The organism is Streptomyces umbrinus, assembly GCF_030817415.1.
GTDB lineage: Bacteria > Actinomycetota > Actinomycetes > Streptomycetales > Streptomycetaceae > Streptomyces > Streptomyces umbrinus_A.
This window is the reverse complement of the sequence record NZ_JAUSZI010000002.1, coordinates 11,312,456-11,331,309: the sequence shown is the minus strand read 5'-3', so window position 1 is coordinate 11,331,309 and position 18,854 is coordinate 11,312,456. Positions and strand designations below refer to the sequence as shown.

Below are 18,854 nucleotides of genomic sequence, written 5' to 3'. Positions count from 1 at the left end.
GCGGGAAGTGTCCGCCCGCGGCGAGCGCGGGCGGACGCGTCGGCGCATCGGCGGGTCAGCGGTCAGCCCTGCACCGGCAGGAAGTAGCGGAGTTTCTCCTTGGCGCGTGCACCGAGGCGGTCGTAGAAGCGGATCGCGCCCTCGTTCCACGCGGGGGTCTGCCACTGGACCTCGGCCAGACCCAGGTCCCGCGCCTCGGCCACCACGGCCTCCATCAGCGCCGCGCCGAGGCCCAGGCCCCGGTTGCCGTCGCGAAGGAAGAGACAGTCCATGATGAGGTACTCGCGGCCCTCCCAGGTGGAGAGTTCGGGCGCGCAGGTGGCGTATCCGACGACCTCTCCGTCGGGCAACTCCGCCACGAGGCAGCGCAACCGAGGTGCCGGCGTGTCGAAGAGAAGGGCCCCGAGCCGTTCGGCGAGGTCGGGGACGGGCGGTGCGGACTTCTCGTACGAGGCGTGCTCCGCGGCCAGTTCGGCGACGCGCGGCAGGTCGGCGGGGCGTGCGTGCCTCACACGTGGAGCGCCCGTCATCGGACGTCCCCCGCCGTGGTGTCCCCACCCCACGCAGCCAGCCGGTCGGCGACCGGGCCGCTGCCGTCGAGGACATGCCGGGTGAACGCGTCGCGCTCATGGGCCAGAACTGCGGCTTCCCAGACGCAGGGTGCGAGCCCCACCCGTCCGGGCCGCAGCAGTTCGGGCCGCCCGGCCGGACCGGAGAAGACCGCCAGGTTGGACATGTATCCCTCGATCCAGTTGCAGAGGAGGACATAGTCGCCGTCGCCTCCCGCGTGCACGAGCAGAACGGCGAGCCCCAGTGAGCCCCGGGCACGTCCGAGCGCCAGATGCGCCCCGGCGATCCGCAGCGCCACCGCCTCGTCCCGCTCCGTCACGTCGCGCCCCGGCGCCTCGATCGCGTACACCTTCACGAGATGGCCACTGGCCTCGCGGGTACCCAACGCCCGTGTCCCGCGCGCGTGGTAACCCTCGGCCAGCGCGAGCAGCGCCTCCGCGTCCACCGCCGCCGGCAGTTCCTCACGATCACTCATCCGGCCATGATGCAGGGGGCGGGCCTCGTCCGTCTGCATCACCCGGACACCAGGTCCGCCAACGCCGTGAGTGTCCGCTCCCCCGCCGGGTCGCCCGCCGTGGCGGGGACCACGGCGATCTCGTCGAGGCCCGCCTCGGCGTACGCGTCAATGCGGGCGCGGACGGTCCGGGCGTCTCCCAGCAGGGCGAGTGTGTGGGCGGCCTCGGGTGGGAGTGCTGTGAGGAGAGTGCCCGGAGTGGCGTCGGAGCGGGCGAGGTCGACCGCCTCGCCGAAGCCGGCCGCGGTGAACACGTCGCTGTATCCCGGGACGGTCAGGTAGCCGACGATGCTCCGCATGATCTGCCGGACGGACTCGGGCTCGGGGTCGACGGCCGCGGGAAGCCAGGCGGCCAGCCGCGGCGGCGTCCGGCCCGCGAGCTCGGCGGCGGCGGTCAACTTGGCACGCAGGGCGCGGACTTGTTCTGGGGAGACAACGTCGAGGAGCATGCGGTCGGCGTGCGCGGCGGCCACGGCGATCGCGCGGTCTCCGAACGCCGCCACGGTGAGCGGGCCTCCGGGCGGCCGCTGACGGCGGCGGAAGGTGCTTCCGGGCACGATCGCCTCGCCTGATTCGCCGTGCATGAGACCGCGTACCGCCTCGGCGGACTCTGCCAGTGCGGCGGCGGGTCGGGTGCGGGGCCGGCCGTGGACGCCTTCGACCACCCGCTTGCTGGACGTCCCCAGTGCCACCCCGACCGGGCGGCCGATCACCGCGGCGGCGGACGCCGCGCCTCTGGCGATGGTCAGCGGGTCTCGTACGGAGACGGGGACGGGTCCGGCGGTCAGCGTGACGCGCTCGGTGGCGAGCCCGATCGCCGTGGCGAGTACGAACGCGTCCCAGGTGGGCCCCTCACCGGCCCACACCTCGCGGTATCCGAGCCGGTCGGCCACCGCGGCCACCCGCAACGGCTCGTCGACCGGGCTGTCGTCCTCTCGTGCCGCGGCAACCACGCTGATGTCCATACACATCACGGTAGTTGGTGCCCGCCCTCCTCGACGGCCCCACTTGGATCATCGGACGAGGGCGTTGTTACCGTGCACCGATGTCACACTCTTCACGCGACACCGCCGAGGGCGCCGGCTGGGGCACCGCGGAACGCGGCGACTACAAGCACCTGATGCCGCACCGGGTCGAAAAGCTCTCCTGGCTCAACCCGAAGACGCTCTGGCCCGCCCGCAACGGCGTACTGGCCTCCTGGTTCGGCGACCCCACCGGCCGAACCCGCAGCCGCTGGGTGGAGCAGCGGACAGTCGCCGGGGCACCCGCCGACAAGGTGGTCCGGCGCGACGATCCGGACCGCTTCTCCTTCATGGTCATCGGGGACACGGGAGAGGGCGACGACCCGCAATATGCCGTCGTGCCAGGCTTTCTGAAGGTCAGTCAGGACACGCGGTTCGCGGTTCTCGCCAGTGATGTGGTCTATCCGGTCGGCACCGCCGACGACTACGGCACGAAGTTCCATCGTCCGTACAAGGACTACCAGGCGCCCATCTACGCGATACCCGGCAACCACGACTGGTACGAGGACCTGCAGGGCTTCATGCGGGTCTTCTGCGAGGCCCCGCCTCTCACACCGGAAGCCTCGCACCGCCCGCTGACGCCCGCCTGGCTGCGGGCGCTGCTGTGGCACAAGCCGCGCGCCGCCGACGAGCAACGCCTCGCCGAGGCACGGCAGTTGCGCTCGTCCCCCGCCCAACAGGCCGTCCAGCCCGGCCCGTACTGGGCCGTCGACGCCGGGCCGGTGCGCATCATAGGCATCGACACCGGCCTGCTGGGGACCGTCGACGCAGAGCAGGGCCGCTGGCTCCGGGAGGTGTCCAAGGGAGACATCCCGAAGATCCTCATCACCGGCTCCCCCTTGTACGTGGACGCCGAGCACCACCCCTGCCCGATCGACGGCGGCGGAACCGTCGCCGACATCGTGCGCGACCCGGACCACCACTACGTGGCCGCGATAGGCGGTGACATCCACAACTACCAGCGCTATCCGGTGACGGTGGACGGCCGCACCATCCAGTACGTGGTCGCCGGTGGCGGCGGAGCCTTCATGCACGCCACCCACACAGTGCCGCGCGTCTCCGTCGCCGGTGTCGCCGAGGACGACTTCCGCTGCTACCCGCTGCGCGGCGACTCGCTCGCCTTCTACAGCAGGCTCTACGGACGCCGGCTGCGCATGCGGCGCTTCTTCACCCTCACCGAGGCCGAGGCCACCGCCGTCATCGCGAAACGGCTCGGTGTCCGCCCGACCCGCGCTCAGGCCTCGCCCGCTCGCGTCACCCTGCGTACCCGCCTGGTCGCGAGCCTGCTGGGCGCCGGCGGCCGCCCGGACCGCACCTCCCGCTTCCGCCTCCCCGTGCGCAAGGCGTACACGCAACTGCTGTCCCCGGGCTCGGCCACGTACAGCCCGCCGTTCTTCAAGTGCTTCCTGCGCCTGGACGTCACTCCCGACTCGGTCCGGTTGCGCTGCTTCTCGGCGACGGGCAACCGGCAGCAGGAAATCGACCCGCCGGTCGAGGACGAGGTGACCATCTCCCTGTAGGGGCTTCCGTCCCCCGAATGGCGGAGCCGGGCGGACGGGCAGACGATGGAGACGAGGGGTTCGGCCGGGTCGTCGCGAGACGGTGACCGACCGCCCGCCAATGCTGGGCAAGGCCAGATGGGAAGGAGCCGTCATGATCGAGGTCAAGGCGGTCGAAAAGCCGGACGAGCGGCGCGATTTCCCTCGTGGCCACCTCGAAGCGGTCCACCTCACCGGGCTCGACTTCGCCGTGGCGACGTTCGAACCGGGCTGGCGATGGTCCGAGTCCGTGGCTCCGATCGCGGGCACCGAGAGCTGCCAGGTCCATCACAACGGTTACGTCGTCGAGGGCCGGATGCGGATCCGTATGGACGACGGCGCCGAGAGCGAGGTCGGCCCCGGCGACGTCTTCGTTTGCCCTCCCGGTCACGACGCCTGGGTCGTGGGGGACGAAGCCGCCGTGGTGTACGACTTCGCCGGAGGCATGGCAACGGAGTACGCGAAGGCCAAGGAGGGCTGACCCAACGGGTCGGCGTGTGCCCCGGTGGACTCTTGAGTTCTAGTGGTCGTCGCAACACCCCCAGTCAGGGGATGCGATGGACTTCGAAGTACGCAAGGAACGCCAGCGGCAGGGGCCGAAGAAGCTGGACCGGGAACGGGCCGCATACTTCCAGCTCATGCAGCAAGGCGTGAGCAGTCAGGAAGCCTGCCGAATCGTCGGCATCAACCTGCGGACCGGCAAAAGATGGCGTAACGGTTCACACGCGAACGTCGGCCGGAAGAAGGCGGCGCCTCCGATCTACCAGGAGGCGCCGCCTCCTTCTGGCCCTTCCCGCTACCTGCGCGAGGCTGACCGCATCCACATAGCCGACCGGCTCCGCGAGAGAACCACCATCCGCGCGATCGCCGCCGAGCTGGGCCGCAGCCCCTCGACCATCAGCAGGGAGATCCGCCGCAACCGGCATCCCACCAACGGCCAGTACCGGCCCCACGCCGCCCAGGCCCGCGCCGACGCCCGCCGGCCCCGCCCCAAGCCGGGGAAGATCGGCCAGAGCGCCGAACTGCGGGACTTCGTCCAGGACCACCTGACCCTGCGGTGGAGCCCGGAACAGATCTGCCACGCTCTGCGCATACGGTTCCCCAGCCGGCCGGAGATGCACGTGACCCACGAGACGATCTACCAGGCCCTCTACGTCCAGGGACGGGGCGAACTGCGCCGGGAACTGGCCCGCGCCCTGCGCAGCGGACGCGCCCGCCGACGTCCTCACCGGCAGGCATACAAGCGCCAGCCCCGATCGATCCCGAACATGGTCATGGTCAGCGACCGCCCGGCAGAAGCCGACGACCGGGCCGTCCCAGGACACTGGGAAGGCGACCTCATCATCGGCAAGGACCACAAATCGGCGATCGGCACACTCGTCGAACGCACCACCCGTTACGTGATGCTGGTCCACCTGCCCATCGACCACAGCGCGGCCAGCACCCGCGACGCTCTCGTGGAAACCGTCCAAACCCTGCCGCCCCACCTGCGGCGTTCCCTCACCTGGGACCAGGGCTCGGAGATGGCCGCCCACCAGGCATTCACCATCGCCACCGACATCCCGGTCTACTTCTGCAACCCGGCCAGTCCCTGGCAGCGCGGCTCGAACGAGAACACCAACGGCCTGCTGCGGCAGTACTTCCCCAAGGGCACCGACCTGTCCGTCCACACCCGCAAGCACCTGGACGCAGCCGCCGCCGAACTCAACAGCCGCCCACGCAAAACGCTCGGCTGGGAAACCCCAGCCGAGCGCCTGTCTAAACTACTCGCGGCCTGAACAACCGACCACGTGTTGCAACGACCCCTCGAATTCGCCACTCATACGGGGCACACGGCCCGAGACCGCACGCGGTATTTGCGACCCGAGAAGGCGGGACGCCTCCTCGGGTCACTTCCGCACATCATCTTCGCCTCGGCCCGGGGCCATTCAGGGCCCCCGCGTCTATTCTGAGGACGCATGGACGGGGCTGCGGGCAGAGGTGCGACCGGTGAACTGCCGGAATCCAGCGAGCCGTTCTTCATCGCGCCACAGCAACCGGTGATTCTGCGGGCCGCGCGCGTCGAGTTGCCCGAGGAGAGTCCCGACCCCGTCCTGCTGCCCTCGATCACGCTGCTGGAGCGTGCCGCTTCCCGCGGGAGCGACCCGGAGGGACTGCCACTGCCGCCGCCGCACATGCTCGCGGGGCAGTACCGGATGATCCGCCCCCTCGGCTACGGCGGTATGGGCGAGGTGTACCTCGCGCTCGACACCAAGGTCGACAATCGCGAGGTGGCCATCAAGGTGCTGCGGGGCGAGCAGGCGGCTGCCGCGGCGGAGGCCCTGGCCCAGGAACGGCGGGCGCTGGTCGACCTCAGCCACGACGACATCATCCGCGTCTTCAACTACGGGCACCATCCCGAGATCGGTGACTTCCTCGTCCTCCAGTACGTGGACGGGCTCACCCTGGAGGAGGTGCGGGCGCGGGCGCAGGTGAATCCGGGGGAATTCGGCGGGGGCCGCTTCCACGAGTTCGTACTCGCCTACGGGATACGGCTCCTGGCCGCGCTCGGGTATCTGCACGGCGACTGGCCCGGCAAGGTCTACGGCGACCTCAAACCGGACAACGTCATGCACGACGGCACCACCACGAAGATCATCGATGTGGGAAGCGTCCGTATGGCCGGTCTGCCCGGCCACACCACGGAGGGGTACCGCGCCCCGACCGTCGGCCGCAGCGGTGAATCCGCCGGCCAGGACGACCTGTTCAGCCTGGGCGAGACGCTGCGGCGGCTGAGCGGACTGGGCGGATCGCCCGACGATCTGGCGGACCTCGGCCACCTGGACGTGATCGGCGGTCTCGGCGCACCGGGCGGCGAGCCCGAGACCGCGCAGACGTATCCGATGACGGCACCCCCTCCCGTGGGGCTCGGTCTGGTGTCGCTCGCACGGGTGCTGCACCGCGCGACCCGGAGCGAGCGGGCCGAGCGGTTCGCCACCGCACGGGAGATGGAGGAGCAACTGCGCGGAGTCTTCCGTGAGTTACGGTCGCTGCGGACCGGCCTGGAGACCTTCGAGCCGTCGCCGCTCTTCCTCCAGTCGTCGTACGCGCTGGACGCGGCGCTCGGGTCCGCGCCGCCACTGGCCCGGTGGGCCACGCCGAACGCTTCCGCCCCGTACGCGCCGCCGTCGCCCTCCGAGGCCGCGCAGCGGCTGCCCGTACCGCGGCCCGACCGGCACGACTACCACCACGCGCAGTTGAGCAGGCTGGCCGACGCCGCGCCGGAGGCGCTGCTGCAGCACACCGGGGACTGGCGCGACTCGCCGGAGGTGCATCTGCTGCGCTGCCGGCTGCGGTTGCGCGGTGCCGGGGGCGGGACGGCGGCCGCCGAGAGCGAACTGCGGTCCGCGGAGACGCTGATCGGGGCCGAGCGCGCTCCTCACGACTGGCGGCTCGGCTGGCACCGTGGGCTGCTCGCGCTCGGCCGGGACCAAGTGGACGCGGCGCGGCGGCACTTCGACGAGGTGTTCGCGGCGATCCCGGGCGAGTACGCGCCGAAACTCGCCCTCGGCTACTGCGCCGAGCAGCTCGGCCGGTGGCAGGAGGCGCTGACGTTCTACGAGGCCGTACGACTGCGCAATCCGTCGCTGGGCAGTGCGGCGTTCGGCGCGGTACGGGCACGCCTGGCGCTGGGCGGTGAGCGGGCGTGGGACGACGCGGTGCGTGCCCTGGACGTGGTGCCGCAGCACTCGCGGCACCGAACCGCCGCGCGTACGGCGGCCGTTCGCGTCGGCGTCGAGCATGTGCGGACCGCCGAGCGCACCGACGAGGTGACCGAGCGGCTGCGTGAGGTGCTGGAGCGGCTGGCCCGGCTCTTCCACGCGCACGGGCTGACGGACGAGCAGGCCCGGGTCCGTATGACGGCGGAGGTGTGGGAGGCCGTGCAGGGCGCGCTCGCGCGGGGTGCCGTCGACGCGGCGGGCCTGGCCGCGCTGGCCGCGGGCGCCGACGAACGGCTCGGCCTCCCGTCCGACGGGCCCGGTCTGCGCAAGGCCCTCTCCCGCCTCTATCTCACCCTCGCCCACCAGGCCGCCCGTTCCGCCTCGCCCGAGGACGCGGCCGTCGCCGAAACACTGCTGGACCGCGCCTACGAGGTCCGTCCGCTCGCCTTCCGACACCACAGGGACAGCCCATGGCTCGGAAAGAGAGTCACGACCTGGCTCCGGACGATCGCCCGTACGCCGACACCGCCACCGGGACCGCCTTCGGCGCCGGCGTCGGGGAAGAACGTCCGGACGGCCCGCGAGTGAGTGCAGCCGCGCGCCCGCAGCCCGCGGAGGACGATGCCGCGCCGCCCCCACGGGTCCTGCGTGCCGCGCGGGCGGCACGCCTCGTCGCGGCCGAACTCGCCCGCCGGGTCTGGCTCTACGTGTGGCCGTCGGCGGCCGGCCGTCGCAACCGCGCGTATCTGCGGGAGCGGCTCGTCGCGCTGCCGCTGCTCGCCGTGGTGGCGTTCGGGACGCTCGGATGGGCGTACTCGGGTGTGCGGGACGACTCCGCGTATGTGCGGGACCGGCTGGCGCCCGCGCTGGTCGGTCTCGCGAACGCCAGGGCATCCCTGTTCATCGCGCAGGGCGAGGCCGAGGAGAACCTCGCCGAAGGACGGGCCGCCGAGCTGAGCGGGCTCAGCGAGCGGTACCGGACGCGGGTGGCGCGGGCCACGCAGAGCCTGAACCAGGTCACGCGCAGCGGAGCCCTGACCGTGGCCGAGGAACAGGAACTGCGCGTGGTGTCCGCGCTGGTGGTGGACTACACGGGCTGGATCGGCCGGGCCCAGAACCACGTGGCCGACCCCGTGCTGCGGGACGCGGAGCTGACGTACGCGCGCAGCATGCTCTGTTCGACGCCGGTCGCCGTCGCGGACCGTCAGGACCGCTATCCGCCGTGCAGTCCCACGGTCGGCTCCGCCGCGACCTCCATCGTGGACCGGGTCGCCGGGCTCGAACGCCAGTTGCGCGAGCGGCTCGCGGACCGGGCCGCCTGGAGCGGGCCCGTGCTCGTCGCCACCGTGGTCTGCGGACTCGCCCTGCTGCTGCTCGCTGCCGGGCTCTGGCGCACGGTGTCGTTCCTGCGGCGCCGTTTCCGGATCCGGCTCAGTGTTCCGCTGGCGGTCGCCGCTCTGCCACTGCTCGCCGTACCACTCCTGACGACCGACGCGCTGCTCGCGCGGCACGCGCAGAAGGAGGCCGTCCCCGTGGCGGACGCGCTCGCGAAACGGACCTCGCCCCAGACTGAGACGATCGCGGAGGAGCGCCCGTTCGACGGTCCGGACCCGCGGGCCATCGAGGTGCTGGAGGCGCGGATCGACGACGGGCTGTCCGACGGGCGGCTCGCATTCCTGGACGGGGTCGCGCCCTTCGTGTTCCCCGCGGGCCTGGTCGGCGCGGTCGTCGCCGGCGCTGCCCTGCACGCGTACCGGCGCGAGTACCTGGTGGTCGCCCGCCCGGGAGCCGTGTCGTGAGCCGACCCGTGAACCGAGTCGTGAACCGAGTCGTGAACCGCGCCGTCGGCCGTGCCCTGCGCGTCCTCCTCGCGGGCTGTCTGCTCGCCCTAGTCCCCGGCTGTACCTCGGACCCCCCCGACCCGCTCGTCGTGCTGGGCCCGTGGACCGGCGAGGAGGGCAAGGCCTTCGAGGCGGCTCTGAACCGGCTCGACGACGGGACCGGCAGGACGTACACGTACGAAGGCACCCGCTCGCTGCGCGAGACGCTCGTCTCGCAGCTGGAGGCGGACGCCCCGCCGGACGTGGCGATCCTCAACAGCATCGGCGAACTCACCGAGTACGCACGCCGCGACAAGCTGAAGCCCCTCGCCGCAGCGGCCGCCGAGCGCGCGTACCCGCCGTGGGCACCGACGCTCCTCGTGGACGGCAAGAGCCGCACGTACTGGGTGCCGCTGAAGGTCGACCTGAAGAGCCTGGTGTGGAGCAAGGAGGGCACGTCCAGCGACGATCCGACATGGTGCGTGGGGCTCGCCTCGCAGGCCACCTCGGGCTGGCCGGGTACCGACTGGATCGAGGACATCCTGCTCCACCAGGCGGGCCGCTCCGTCTACGAGGCGTGGGCCACCAGCAGGCTCAGCTGGCTCGATCCGGCGGTCCGGCGGGCCTGGACGACCTGGGCGGAGCTGCTCGGCGACCGCTCGCCGAAGATCGATCGAGCGGTCCCTGACCACGTCGTACGAGGGAGTGCCCGGGCCGGGCGGGCCCCGCGGACTGCTGGACTCCCCCGGCTTCGACTGCACGTACGAGCACCAGAGCGCCTTCATCCGGTACCTGTACGCGAGCGAGGACGTCCGTGTGGAGCCGTCGGCCCGGTTCCTGGGCGGGCCGACCGAGTACCGCGACGCGTACGAGGTCGCGGGCGACATGGCTGCGGTCTTCAGCGACGACCCGGCGGCCCAGGAGCTGGTGGAGCGGCTGTCGAGCCCGGCCGGGCGCAAGCGCTGGCAGGCGGAGGCGGACCCGGGGGTGCGTCCGCTGTTCCCGAACACGGCCGGTCTGCCGCCCGCGGTGCCCGCGAACCCGATCGAGCAGGAGATCGACGACCTGCTCAACTCACGTGCACGTACGCTCTGTTTCGACGCGTCGGACGTCATGCCGCCGGAGCTCAGGGACGCCTTCCACCGCGCGGTCCTGGAGTTCTTCCGGGATCCCTCGAAGCGGCATCTCGACTCACTGCTGGGGCAGTTGGAGACCGTACGCGTCCAGGTGGACGAGGAGCCCGGCGACGGCCCCTCGTTCCGGCCGCCCGAAGTCATCTGTGCGAGCTCCGGCGGGTGAGCCGACCGGGTCCGTCCGGGCGGGCGGGCTCGCCCGCCGGAGCTCGCACGGGGCACGGTGACGCGACGGCCCCGTGGATCGTGTCCCGTGGTTCAGGCCCTGGCACCTGCCGCGATGTCCCGTGCCGCGATGTAGCCGAAGGTCATCGCCGGTCCGATCGTCGAGCCCGCGCCGGCATAGCTGTGGCCCATGACCGCCGCGCTGGCGTTGCCGGCGGCGTACAGGCCGGGGATGACGGATCCGTCCGGGCGCAGCACGCGTGCCCGGGCGTCGGTGCGCAGACCGCCCTTGGTGCCCAGGTCGCCCGGGACGATCTTGAAGGCGTAGTAGGGGGCCAGCCACAGTGGTGCCAGGCAGGAGTTGGGGAGGATCGCGGGGTCGGTGTAGTAGTGGTCGTAGGCGCTGTCGCCGCGGTGGAAGTCGGTGTCCGTGCCGTTTCGGGCCAGGCCGTTGAAACGGTTGACCGTGGCCCGCAGGGCGGCCGCGGGCACGCCGATCCGTGCGGCGAGGGCGTCGAGGGTCCAGGCCTTGTGGGCGGCGCCGGACGTGTACCAGGCGTCGGGGAACGTGAACGTCGGTGCGATGTCCCTGAAGAGGTAGCGGTTGCGGTAGTTCTGGTCGACGATCAGCCAGGCCGGGATGTCCGGGTCGGTCTCGTTGCGTTCGTACATGGTGTGTACGACATCGCTGTAGGGGGCCGCCTCGTTGACGAAGCGGGCTCCGGCGGCGTTGACGAGGAGCCCGCCGGGCAGGGTGCGTTCGGCGAGGCAGAAGTAGGGCTCGTCGGGCAGGGGGATCGCCGGGCCCCACCAGGCGTCGTCCATCAGGTCGAGCGCGGCACCGGCCCGGCGGCCCGCCTGGATTCCGTCGCCGGTGTTCTCCTTGGCTCCTACGGTCCACTCGGTGCCGATGGGCTGTTGCTGGTACTGGGCGCGCATGGCCGCGTTGTGCTCGAAGCCGCCGGAGCCGACGATCACTCCGTGCCGGGCCCTGATCAGACCCGGTGTGCCGTTCTTCGTGACGACCGCTCCCGCGGTGGTCCCGTTCTCCGTGTACAGGTCGGTGAGCGGGGTGTTCAGCCAGACCGGCACCTGGGCCGCGAGCAGTCCCGCGCGCAGGCCGGCCGCCAGTGACTGGCCCATGGTGAGGGGCTTCTGGCCGAGGAGGGCCGCCCTGGTTCCGCGGGCCAGGCATTCCGTGGCGACGGCGGCGCCCTTCACGCTGACCGCGGAGAGCGCGAGCCACTTGTAGTCGGCGCTGAAGACGACCATGCCGCTGGGCACCGTCAGGTACGGCGGGTTCAGCCGGGCGAGTTCGGCGCCGAGGATGTTCCCGTCGAGCTGGGCGGGTTCGATGGAACGGCCGCCCGGCAGTCCGCCGGGCAGCTCCGGGTAGTAGTCGCTGTACCCCTCCATCCAGCGGAAGCGCAGCGGGCTGTTGGCCAGTACGAAGGAGATCATGGCGGGGCCCTGTCCGAGGAAGGCCTGCCGGCGTTCCGCGGAGACGTCCGGGCCGACCACCGCGGCCAGGTAGGCGGCGGCCTTCGCCGGGGTGTCGGGCACGCCGGCGGCGAGGATCACCGGGTTGTTGGGGATCCAGATTCCCGCGCCGGAGCGGGCGGCCGAACCGCCGAAGGTGGGCGCCTTCTCCACGACGACGCAGCTCAGTCCTTGTTTCGCGGCCGTCAGCGCGGCGGTCATCCCGGCGGCTCCGGACCCGATCACGACGACGTCGTACGTGCCGAGCAGGGGCAGTTCGGCCGCGTCGGCGGCGCTCGGGAGGCCGGCCGCGAGGGCGAGCCCGCCCGCCGTCGCGGCGCCGAGCACCCGGCGCCGCGACGGGCCGGACTGTGAAGGGCCGGACTGTGAAGGGCCGGACCGTGAGGGGGCTTGGGTACGTCTCGCGGGATCCGCGGTTGTCGACATGGCAGCACTCCAACAGGGCGAAGGAAGACGACGACGTGCTGTGCCCCGGGAGGCAACTGGCCTGTGGGGTCCCGGTTCTGATGCGGAGTCAGGAATCTGGCGCGGGGGTCTTGTGAAGTCAAGAGGCACGCCGGTCCCGCTGCCGGGGAGCGCGGGCAGGCGGGTCGCACCCTGACAGATGACAGGGACCGGCAGGCGGGTGGAGTCCGTACGTTCGCGGGACGCCTACGAGACCAGGGGGAGTGCGTGCCGTGATCAACAGAGTTCGCAGAATCCGAGGAACCGGAAGAGCAGGATCCGCAAGAACGGGGTGGATAGCGCGGTCATGGGGTCGCCGGGTGCGGCTCCTCGTGGCCGCGCTCGTGACGGTGGTGAGCCTCGGCCTGCCGGCCGTCTCGGCCACTCCGGCGGCCGCCGCCACGGGGTGCGCGCCGCTCCAGTCCGGTGCGAGCGCGGCGGCGGAGGCGGCCGTCGAGGTCGCGTGCCGGTACGTCGGCAAGCAGTACGCCTGGGGTGGCGGCCACGCGCAGGGCATGCCCGGTCCGAGTCAGGGCCAGATCGACCGCACGGACCCCGCCTCGTACGCGGACCCGGAGCTGTGGAGCTTCGACTGCATCGGTCTGGTGCGCTGGGCCTGGTACAAGGCGACCGGCCGGGACCTCATCACCGAGCGCACGACGCAGGCGACCTTCGCAGCGCCCGGGTACGCGCACACCAAGTTCCTGAAGTCGCAGGGGTCGGGCGTCCTGCTGCCCGGCGACATCATGTACTTCGGTCCGGCGGGCTTCGGCCCGACGCACGTCGCGATCTATCTCGGCAACGGCAAGATGGTCGAGGCGCCGCAGTCGGGCGCGCAGATCCAGGTCAACAACATCAGCGCCCGCTGGGAGCGCTACCAGGGCGCGTTCCGGCCGCACGCCGACGTCACGCCGATGGTCTGGTCCTGGGACGGCCGCGGCTCGTACCACAAGACCTGGGGCCAGCCCAACCTGCGGCAGGACTCGAACACGAGCAGCCGCATCAACTTCACCAACGGCAACGGCATCTCCGTACAGACGCGGGTGCTGTGCCAGCGGGTGGGCGAGCGGGCCACGGTCGACGGCATGGTGAACAACGTCTGGTCGTTCCTGCCGGACTACCACAGTTGGATCAGCAACCTGTTCGTACAAGGTCCGGCCGTGCTCAAGGATGTGCCGTCCTGCGGTGACTTCCCGGAGATCGGCGGCACACTGGCCGGCGCGGAGAACAACACATCCTGCGGCGACGGTACGGAGCCCAACTCCACGGGCGCCTGGACGGCCAGGTCGACCACCGTCTTCGGCCGCACCGTGGAACTGCGCTACAACGGCACCACCGAGTGCGCCTGGGGTCGCATCACCGGCGGCGCGCCCGGCGACGAGATCTGGGTCGACCGCAGCGCCGACGGGGGCACGACCTGGTCCCCCATGCTCGGCTTCACCACCATCACCTCGGGCAACGACGCGTACACCACCCAATGAGGCTGCGCCAAGCTCGTTTCCGCAGTTCAGTGGGGCTGGTGTGATGCGCCGGTGAGGTACTCACGCTGACAGGTGGCGTGATCGTTAGCACGAGATCGTCTGGCGTGGGCGTTCTCGCGGGTTCTGGCGTGAGGTTCGGGGGCTGCTGCGTAGGTTCCGCGTCGGGAGGAATGTTCATGACGGACGTACTGACGTGGACGATCGAGCGGCGGCTTGAGCTGGCGAAACGCGCCGAACTGCTGCGCAAGGAGCTGGGTGAACTCGAGCTGGAGATGGCCCGGTTGGAGGCCGCCGAGGTGGTGTTCGGGCAATGGTCCGAGGCCACCGTCGGTGGACGGCGACCGCCGGGCATCGTGTCGCCGGAGCCGGAGCCGGAGCCGGTTGCTGTGACGGTGGGCCCGGGTGCGGGCGGGATGCGGGTGGTGCCCGATCGCGTCGAGGGGATGGGGCTTCAGGCCCTGACCTCGGAGTACCGCCGGATCATGGAGATCGTGGCCGGGGCGGACGGTCCGGTGATGGCCAGGAATGTCGCCCTCGCGCTGGGCCGGGAGACGACCCCGGCGAAGATCGAGCCGGTCCGGGGCCAGCTGCGCAAACTTTCCGACCGTGGCTGGCTCGTCCGCACCGCATCGGGCCGCTACCGACCACGCTGACCAGCGGTGTTGACGGCCGGACGGGCCGATTCCTGCCGTAACGCGAGGGCCCCCGGCGGGAGTTGGTAGATGTGTGAGCAAAAACCAGCCCGCCGAGGACACTCAGGAAGTTGTCTACCAGGTCCGCCTCCCGCTGTCGAAGCGGACCATCAGCCTCGTCGCCGACCTGATACGCCGGCGCCGGAACCAGATGCGCTCGCCCTGGCGCAAGGCCGAACCCGGCCGGCAGGCCGTCATCGTGCTCGCCGTCCTGCGCCACGACCAGCGTCTGGCCGACATGGCCGGCGGCAACAGTGTCGGGGAGTCCACCGTTCGCCGCTGGGTGAAGGAAGTCGTGAAGCTGCTGGCCGCCCGGTCCCCGCGCCTGGACCGGGCGTTGAAGAAGATCGCCCGCAGCGGCGGGGTCGTGGTCCTCCTCGACGGCACCCTGATCCGCACCCACCGCCGCACCGGGAAGGACGACCGGAAGAACTACTCAGGCAAGCACAAGACCCATGGCCTGCTGTTTCTCGCGCTGACCGACGAGAAGGGCAACCTGATCTGGATCTCCGCGGCCAAGCCCGGCCGGTCCAGCGAGATCACCACCGCCCGCCACAACAAGATCACCGGACACCTGCGGGAAGCCGGCCTCGGCGCCCTGGCCGACCTCGGCTTCGTCGGCCTCGACGACAAACCCGACGACGACCCGGTGATCATCACCGGCCGCAAGGCCACCCGCAACCACCAGCTGACCGCTGCCGAGAAGGAGACGAACCGCCTGGTCAGCCGCGAACGCGCCGCCAACGAACACGGCTTCGCGAACCTCAAGTCATGGCGGACCCTGACCAAGCTCCGCACCGACACCCGGCAGGCCACCACGCTCCTGCGAGCCCTGCTCGTCCTGGCGAACAGCGAAGTACAGCGGTGACGAGACGGGCGGACGATCTCGCCCCGACGATCACGCCGCCTACCAGCGTGAGGACTTCACCGGCGCATCACACCAGCCTCACTGAACTGCGGAAACGAGCTTGGCGCAGCCTCAATGGAACGACGCCGGCCTCGTCATGCGGGCCTGCGGCACCAACGGCCCGGGCGGCGCCATCGAGTGCACCGGCTGGTTCTGACCCACCGGCAGCCGGGCCGGCCGGCTCCGGGGCGTCCCCTCCCACCCCTGGAACCGGCCGGCCGCTCCGCGCGGGGCAGGCGATATGACGCGTACCACTCCCCGGGTGCTTCGGGTCGGCCATGCGCGATCATGATCCGGATGGACACTCGCTTCCTCGGCATCGCCGATCTGGCCGAAACCCCGTCCGTGGCGGTCGTGGTCGACGTCATGCGTGCGTTCACCGTGGCCGCCTGGGCCTTTGCCCGGGGCGCGGAAAAGATCGTCCTTGCCGAGTCGCTGGACGACGCCCTGGCGCTCAAGGCCCGCCACCCGGATTGGGTGGCGCTCAAGGACGGTCCGCCCGCGCCCGGGTTCGACACCGTCAACTCCCCCGGCCTGCTGCGGTCGATCGACCTCGGCGGACGGACCGTTGTGCAGAAGACCACGGCAGGGACGGTCGGCGCCCTGGCGGTCAAGGAAGCGTCGCTGGTGCTGTGCGCAGGCTTCGTCGTGGCGGAAGCGACGGCCCGGCTCTTGCGGGCGCGCGGTAGTGACAGTGTCACGTTCGTGGTCACCGGCGAGGACGGGCAGGCCGACGAAGACCTGGCGTGCGCTCAGTACATCGCCCGGAGGGTCACCGAGCCCGGGACGGATGCCGCTGAATTCCTCCGCCGTGGCGCCGAGTCACGCGCCGCCTCCGAACTGGCCGAGGGGGTGCGCCAAGGAGTCCATCCCGATGACGTCGAGCTCTGTCTTGAACTCGACCGGTTCCCCTTCGCCATGGTGGCGACCTTGGAGGGCTCACTCATGGTCCTGCGTGAGCAGGCGGTCCCGGCCGTGGGGTCGCACATCCGTCAGCCGTCGTAGTCATCCGCGTCGACCGGATCCAGGAACTCCCCGGCGCCGTAGTTCAGGCTGCGCGCGGTTCTCACCAGCGGCGCCACCGGGTCTCTGCGAGGAAGCCCGAAGCGAGGAAACCGGAAGCGTCGAAGGAGACTTCGACGGCAGGTTCGCACCACCAGGGCCAGCAAGGAGACTCCGGCCAGCGCGACGACGCTCCCGCCCACACATAAGGACCGAACTCTCGTCCGAAGTTCGGGTGTTCTACGGACAAACGCCACGGCGCGCCACCCCTTCCACTGGATAGATATATCTACGAATATGACTCTGGGCTCCTCGGGAATTACACACGGAGCCGCGCCCGCGGAGGGGGTATCACTGTCCGCTCACACGGACCAGCGGTCGAAGAGGAGAGACATGAGAAGCGCTCCCCACCAACAAGCCGTGGAGTGGCTCGCAGCAGCCGCGGTGGACCCCCGGGCCTGCAAGCGCGAATGGGAGCACGGGGCCAGCGGCGCCGCGCTGCTGCCGGCCGGCCGGTTCTGGGACGTCCTCAGCGTGCCGGAGGAGATCGGCCTGTTCGCCCTGGACGCCCTGCTGCGCCTCCCGCTGCCGATGCCCGGCCCCACGCTCGCCGATTTCGGCGCCCACCGGGTCGGGTTCTTCCTTCCGCCGGACCCGGAGAGCTACTGGGTGGGCCAGGACATCCGCTACTCCGGGAAGGGCTCCTGGATCGCGGTGCCCTCGCCCCGCCGGACGACCGGCACGTTGCGCTGGCTGGTTCCGCCCGACGGTCAGGGCGCCCTGCATCTCCCGACCGCCCTGGAAGTGGCGCTCCATCAGGCCGCCGAGATGCTCTCCGACCTGGTGAACGGGGAACGGGGGCGCCCCGTCGGCAACGCGGTGCGTCCCGGGGCGGGTCGTGATCACCTCGGCTGAGCGAGCCGGACCGGCCGGCCAACCGGCCGAGCCGGGGCCCGGGCAGAGCCCCTCAGGACCCGCTCGACCCCTGACCGTCGCTTCGACGCCGGCCGGGACCGGGGAGGCGAACGTCGGTGACGCGCAGGGCGGTGAAGGCCGGCCGACGCGCCTCGTGCCGCCGCGGGACCACGCGTCCGCGGGCCTGCCAGTCGGCGACCAGCGCCGCGTAGATCGGCGGGTCCGTCCAGTGGGCGCCGACGGGTTCGACGGACGGCCGGTCCTGACCCTCGCGGCCCAGGAAGGGCCCCGTTGTGGCGAATGTGCTGTCCATGTCCGTGCAACGGGACTCGTGCGCCGGTGGTACGCCCTCGCACGCCAGGACACCGGATCGAGCGAGCGCACACCCCTCGTTCGGGGCCATGTTTTCATCGGACCAGACGATGTATCCGGTCGGCGGTCACGAAGGCCGACAGGGCCGTAGCCACGAACGCCGACAGGGTCGTACACACGCATGCCGCGCCTTGGCCGACTCCGGTGCGGTGGAGCCGGCCAAGGCGGTCGGGTCAGGAGCTGGGGCACTCCTTCCAGGCCAGGTGGTAGATGGTGCTGATGTCACCGTCGGTCGAGTCCATGGTCATGAAGCTGGTGCTGCCGGGAGCGGATGTGCCCGCGTTCACGCGGAGTTCGGTGTTGATGTTGAAGTTCCGCTGCACACCGCAGGGCGCCCAGACGAGCTGCGCCCACTCCGTCGTGTCCGTGGCCTGCCAGTTGTCGTCGTAGGGGCCCCTGAAGGGGTGCGTGATGGAGGCCGTGTTCGGCGAGCCCTGGAAGTAGTACGAGGCCTTCTCGGTGCTGGTCGCCCCCGCCTTGAGCGAGGCGAAGCCGCGGTAGTCCGCGCTGGCGATGGCGTACGTGAAGCCGCCCGGCACGGCCACGGTCAGGTTGAGCTGGCAGTTCTTGCGGAACGCGGTGGGATCCGAGTTGCCTCCCACCTGGGCGAGGTAGTCGCTGTAGGTCACCGTGAACGCGGTGTTGTCCGGGGACACGGCGATGGCGGCGGTGCCCTGGGGACAGCCGGAGCCGTTCACCGTGGCGACCTTGATGACGATCTTGTCCGGGGGCGGGTCGACGATCCCGGTGGACGGGTCGTGCGCGGGGAGTGCGGTGGCGAAGAGGGCGGCGATCGCGCCGCTCAGAAGCATCGCACCAGCCATGGTGCTCCAATCCGTTGCGTCGGTGTTCCGGCGGCGGGCAAACGTGCCTCACCGCGAATTGGGGGGTGCGGCCTTCGCATGCGCGAAGAGCCGTCGCGGACCAGGTGCGTTGGATCAGACATGGATCAGGCATGGATCAGACAGCAAACATGGTCATGCACATGCCAAACGCATGACCGTGCGAGCCCGGCCCTGTGAAGGAGCTGTGAAGACCGGAGCGGTCGCATCGTATGTACGTCCGACGGAAGCAGCCA

17 protein-coding genes are annotated in these 18,854 nt (G+C 71.0%); 11 read left to right on the top strand and 6 right to left on the bottom strand.

What is annotated here, in order from left to right:
- Nucleotides 1–62: 62 nt before the first annotated feature.
- From QF035_RS50220 to QF035_RS50210, 3 genes are read right to left on the bottom strand one after another with little or no spacing between them, the layout of a single operon-like run.
- On the bottom strand, nt 63–530 hold the full coding sequence (locus QF035_RS50220) for a GNAT family N-acetyltransferase (protein WP_307529315.1): 468 nt from the start codon (nt 528–530) through the stop codon (nt 63–65).
- On the bottom strand, nt 527–1,045 hold the full coding sequence (locus QF035_RS50215) for a hypothetical protein (protein ID WP_307529314.1): 519 nt from the start codon (nt 1,043–1,045) through the stop codon (nt 527–529). Before QF035_RS50215 ends, QF035_RS50220 begins: the two co-directional genes overlap by 4 nt.
- A gap of 38 nt (nt 1,046–1,083) precedes the next feature.
- Entirely contained in the window at nt 1,084–2,049 is a 966-nt protein-coding gene (locus QF035_RS50210; protein WP_307529312.1) for an LLM class F420-dependent oxidoreductase, read from the bottom strand.
- A gap of 80 nt (nt 2,050–2,129) precedes the next feature.
- Between QF035_RS50210 and QF035_RS50205 the strand changes: the two genes are divergently transcribed.
- The 6 genes from QF035_RS50205 (at nt 2,130) to QF035_RS50180 (ending at nt 10,464) form a co-directional block, all read left to right on the top strand.
- Nucleotides 2,130–3,626: a metallophosphoesterase family protein gene (locus QF035_RS50205; protein WP_307529309.1), complete on the top strand. Its 1,497-nt coding sequence runs from the start codon at nt 2,130–2,132 to the stop codon at nt 3,624–3,626.
- A gap of 133 nt (nt 3,627–3,759) precedes the next feature.
- Nucleotides 3,760–4,125 (top strand): cupin domain-containing protein, encoded by a 366-nt coding sequence (locus QF035_RS50200; protein WP_307529307.1) that lies wholly within the window; start codon nt 3,760–3,762, stop codon nt 4,123–4,125.
- Between the two features lie 169 nt (nt 4,126–4,294).
- A complete protein-coding gene (locus QF035_RS50195) occupies nt 4,295–5,422 on the top strand; it encodes an IS30 family transposase (RefSeq protein ID WP_373466926.1) in 1,128 nt (375 codons plus the stop codon).
- A gap of 180 nt (nt 5,423–5,602) precedes the next feature.
- Entirely contained in the window at nt 5,603–7,933 is a 2,331-nt protein-coding gene (locus QF035_RS50190; protein WP_307529305.1) for a tetratricopeptide repeat protein, read from the top strand.
- On the top strand, nt 7,930–9,144 hold the full coding sequence (locus QF035_RS50185; RefSeq protein WP_307529303.1) for a hypothetical protein: 1,215 nt from the start codon (nt 7,930–7,932) through the stop codon (nt 9,142–9,144). Before QF035_RS50190 ends, QF035_RS50185 begins: the two co-directional genes overlap by 4 nt.
- Nucleotides 9,145–9,870: 726 nt before the next feature.
- Nucleotides 9,871–10,464, top strand: coding sequence for a hypothetical protein (locus tag QF035_RS50180; protein WP_307529301.1), 594 nt, complete (start codon nt 9,871–9,873; stop codon nt 10,462–10,464).
- 92 nt (nt 10,465–10,556) lie between these two features.
- Here QF035_RS50180 and kstD read toward each other — a convergent pair whose 3' ends face one another.
- Entirely contained in the window at nt 10,557–12,389 is a 1,833-nt protein-coding gene (gene kstD, locus QF035_RS50175; protein ID WP_307529299.1) for a 3-oxosteroid 1-dehydrogenase, read from the bottom strand.
- Between the two features lie 338 nt (nt 12,390–12,727).
- Between kstD and QF035_RS50170 the strand changes: the two genes are divergently transcribed.
- From QF035_RS50170 to QF035_RS50150, 5 genes are all read left to right on the top strand, one after another.
- On the top strand, nt 12,728–13,888 hold the full coding sequence (locus QF035_RS50170; RefSeq protein WP_307529297.1) for an NlpC/P60 family protein: 1,161 nt from the start codon (nt 12,728–12,730) through the stop codon (nt 13,886–13,888).
- A gap of 176 nt (nt 13,889–14,064) precedes the next feature.
- Nucleotides 14,065–14,541: a hypothetical protein gene (locus tag QF035_RS50165; protein ID WP_307517917.1), complete on the top strand. Its 477-nt coding sequence runs from the start codon at nt 14,065–14,067 to the stop codon at nt 14,539–14,541.
- Between the two features lie 73 nt (nt 14,542–14,614).
- Complete coding sequence (locus QF035_RS50160; RefSeq protein ID WP_307517916.1) at nt 14,615–15,448, top strand: transposase family protein; 834 nt, start codon at nt 14,615–14,617, stop codon at nt 15,446–15,448.
- 336 nt (nt 15,449–15,784) lie between these two features.
- A complete protein-coding gene (locus QF035_RS50155; protein WP_307529295.1) occupies nt 15,785–16,492 on the top strand; it encodes a 2-phosphosulfolactate phosphatase in 708 nt (235 codons plus the stop codon).
- A gap of 390 nt (nt 16,493–16,882) precedes the next feature.
- Complete coding sequence (locus QF035_RS50150; protein ID WP_307529293.1) at nt 16,883–17,404, top strand: hypothetical protein; 522 nt, start codon at nt 16,883–16,885, stop codon at nt 17,402–17,404.
- Nucleotides 17,405–17,456: 52 nt separating this feature from the next.
- On the opposite strand, the gene QF035_RS50145 is transcribed toward QF035_RS50150, so the two are convergent.
- On the bottom strand, nt 17,457–17,717 hold the full coding sequence (locus QF035_RS50145; protein ID WP_307529291.1) for a hypothetical protein: 261 nt from the start codon (nt 17,715–17,717) through the stop codon (nt 17,457–17,459).
- A gap of 232 nt (nt 17,718–17,949) precedes the next feature.
- Nucleotides 17,950–18,600, bottom strand: coding sequence for a DUF4360 domain-containing protein (locus tag QF035_RS50140; RefSeq protein WP_189841800.1), 651 nt, complete (start codon nt 18,598–18,600; stop codon nt 17,950–17,952).
- Nucleotides 18,601–18,854: the final 254 nt, after the last annotated feature.

Bases quoted from the DNA above. Each gene is read 5' to 3' on its own strand.
- QF035_RS50155 (WP_307529295.1), top strand. From the start codon at position 15,785: ATGGACACTCGCTTCCTCGGCATCGCCGATCTGGCCGAAACCCCGTCC.
- QF035_RS50220 (WP_307529315.1), bottom strand. From the start codon at position 530: ATGACGGGCGCTCCACGTGTGAGGCACGCACGCCCCGCCGACCTGCCG.
- QF035_RS50190 (WP_307529305.1), top strand. From the start codon at position 5,603: ATGGACGGGGCTGCGGGCAGAGGTGCGACCGGTGAACTGCCGGAATCC.
- QF035_RS50150 (WP_307529293.1), top strand. From the start codon at position 16,883: ATGAGAAGCGCTCCCCACCAACAAGCCGTGGAGTGGCTCGCAGCAGCC.
- QF035_RS50215 (WP_307529314.1), bottom strand. From the start codon at position 1,045: ATGAGTGATCGTGAGGAACTGCCGGCGGCGGTGGACGCGGAGGCGCTG.
- kstD (WP_307529299.1), bottom strand. From the start codon at position 12,389: ATGTCGACAACCGCGGATCCCGCGAGACGTACCCAAGCCCCCTCACGG.
- QF035_RS50165 (WP_307517917.1), top strand. From the start codon at position 14,065: ATGACGGACGTACTGACGTGGACGATCGAGCGGCGGCTTGAGCTGGCG.
- QF035_RS50140 (WP_189841800.1), bottom strand. From the start codon at position 18,600: ATGGCTGGTGCGATGCTTCTGAGCGGCGCGATCGCCGCCCTCTTCGCC.
- QF035_RS50205 (WP_307529309.1), top strand. From the start codon at position 2,130: ATGTCACACTCTTCACGCGACACCGCCGAGGGCGCCGGCTGGGGCACC.
- QF035_RS50145 (WP_307529291.1), bottom strand. From the start codon at position 17,717: ATGGACAGCACATTCGCCACAACGGGGCCCTTCCTGGGCCGCGAGGGT.
- QF035_RS50200 (WP_307529307.1), top strand. From the start codon at position 3,760: ATGATCGAGGTCAAGGCGGTCGAAAAGCCGGACGAGCGGCGCGATTTC.
- QF035_RS50210 (WP_307529312.1), bottom strand. From the start codon at position 2,049: ATGGACATCAGCGTGGTTGCCGCGGCACGAGAGGACGACAGCCCGGTC.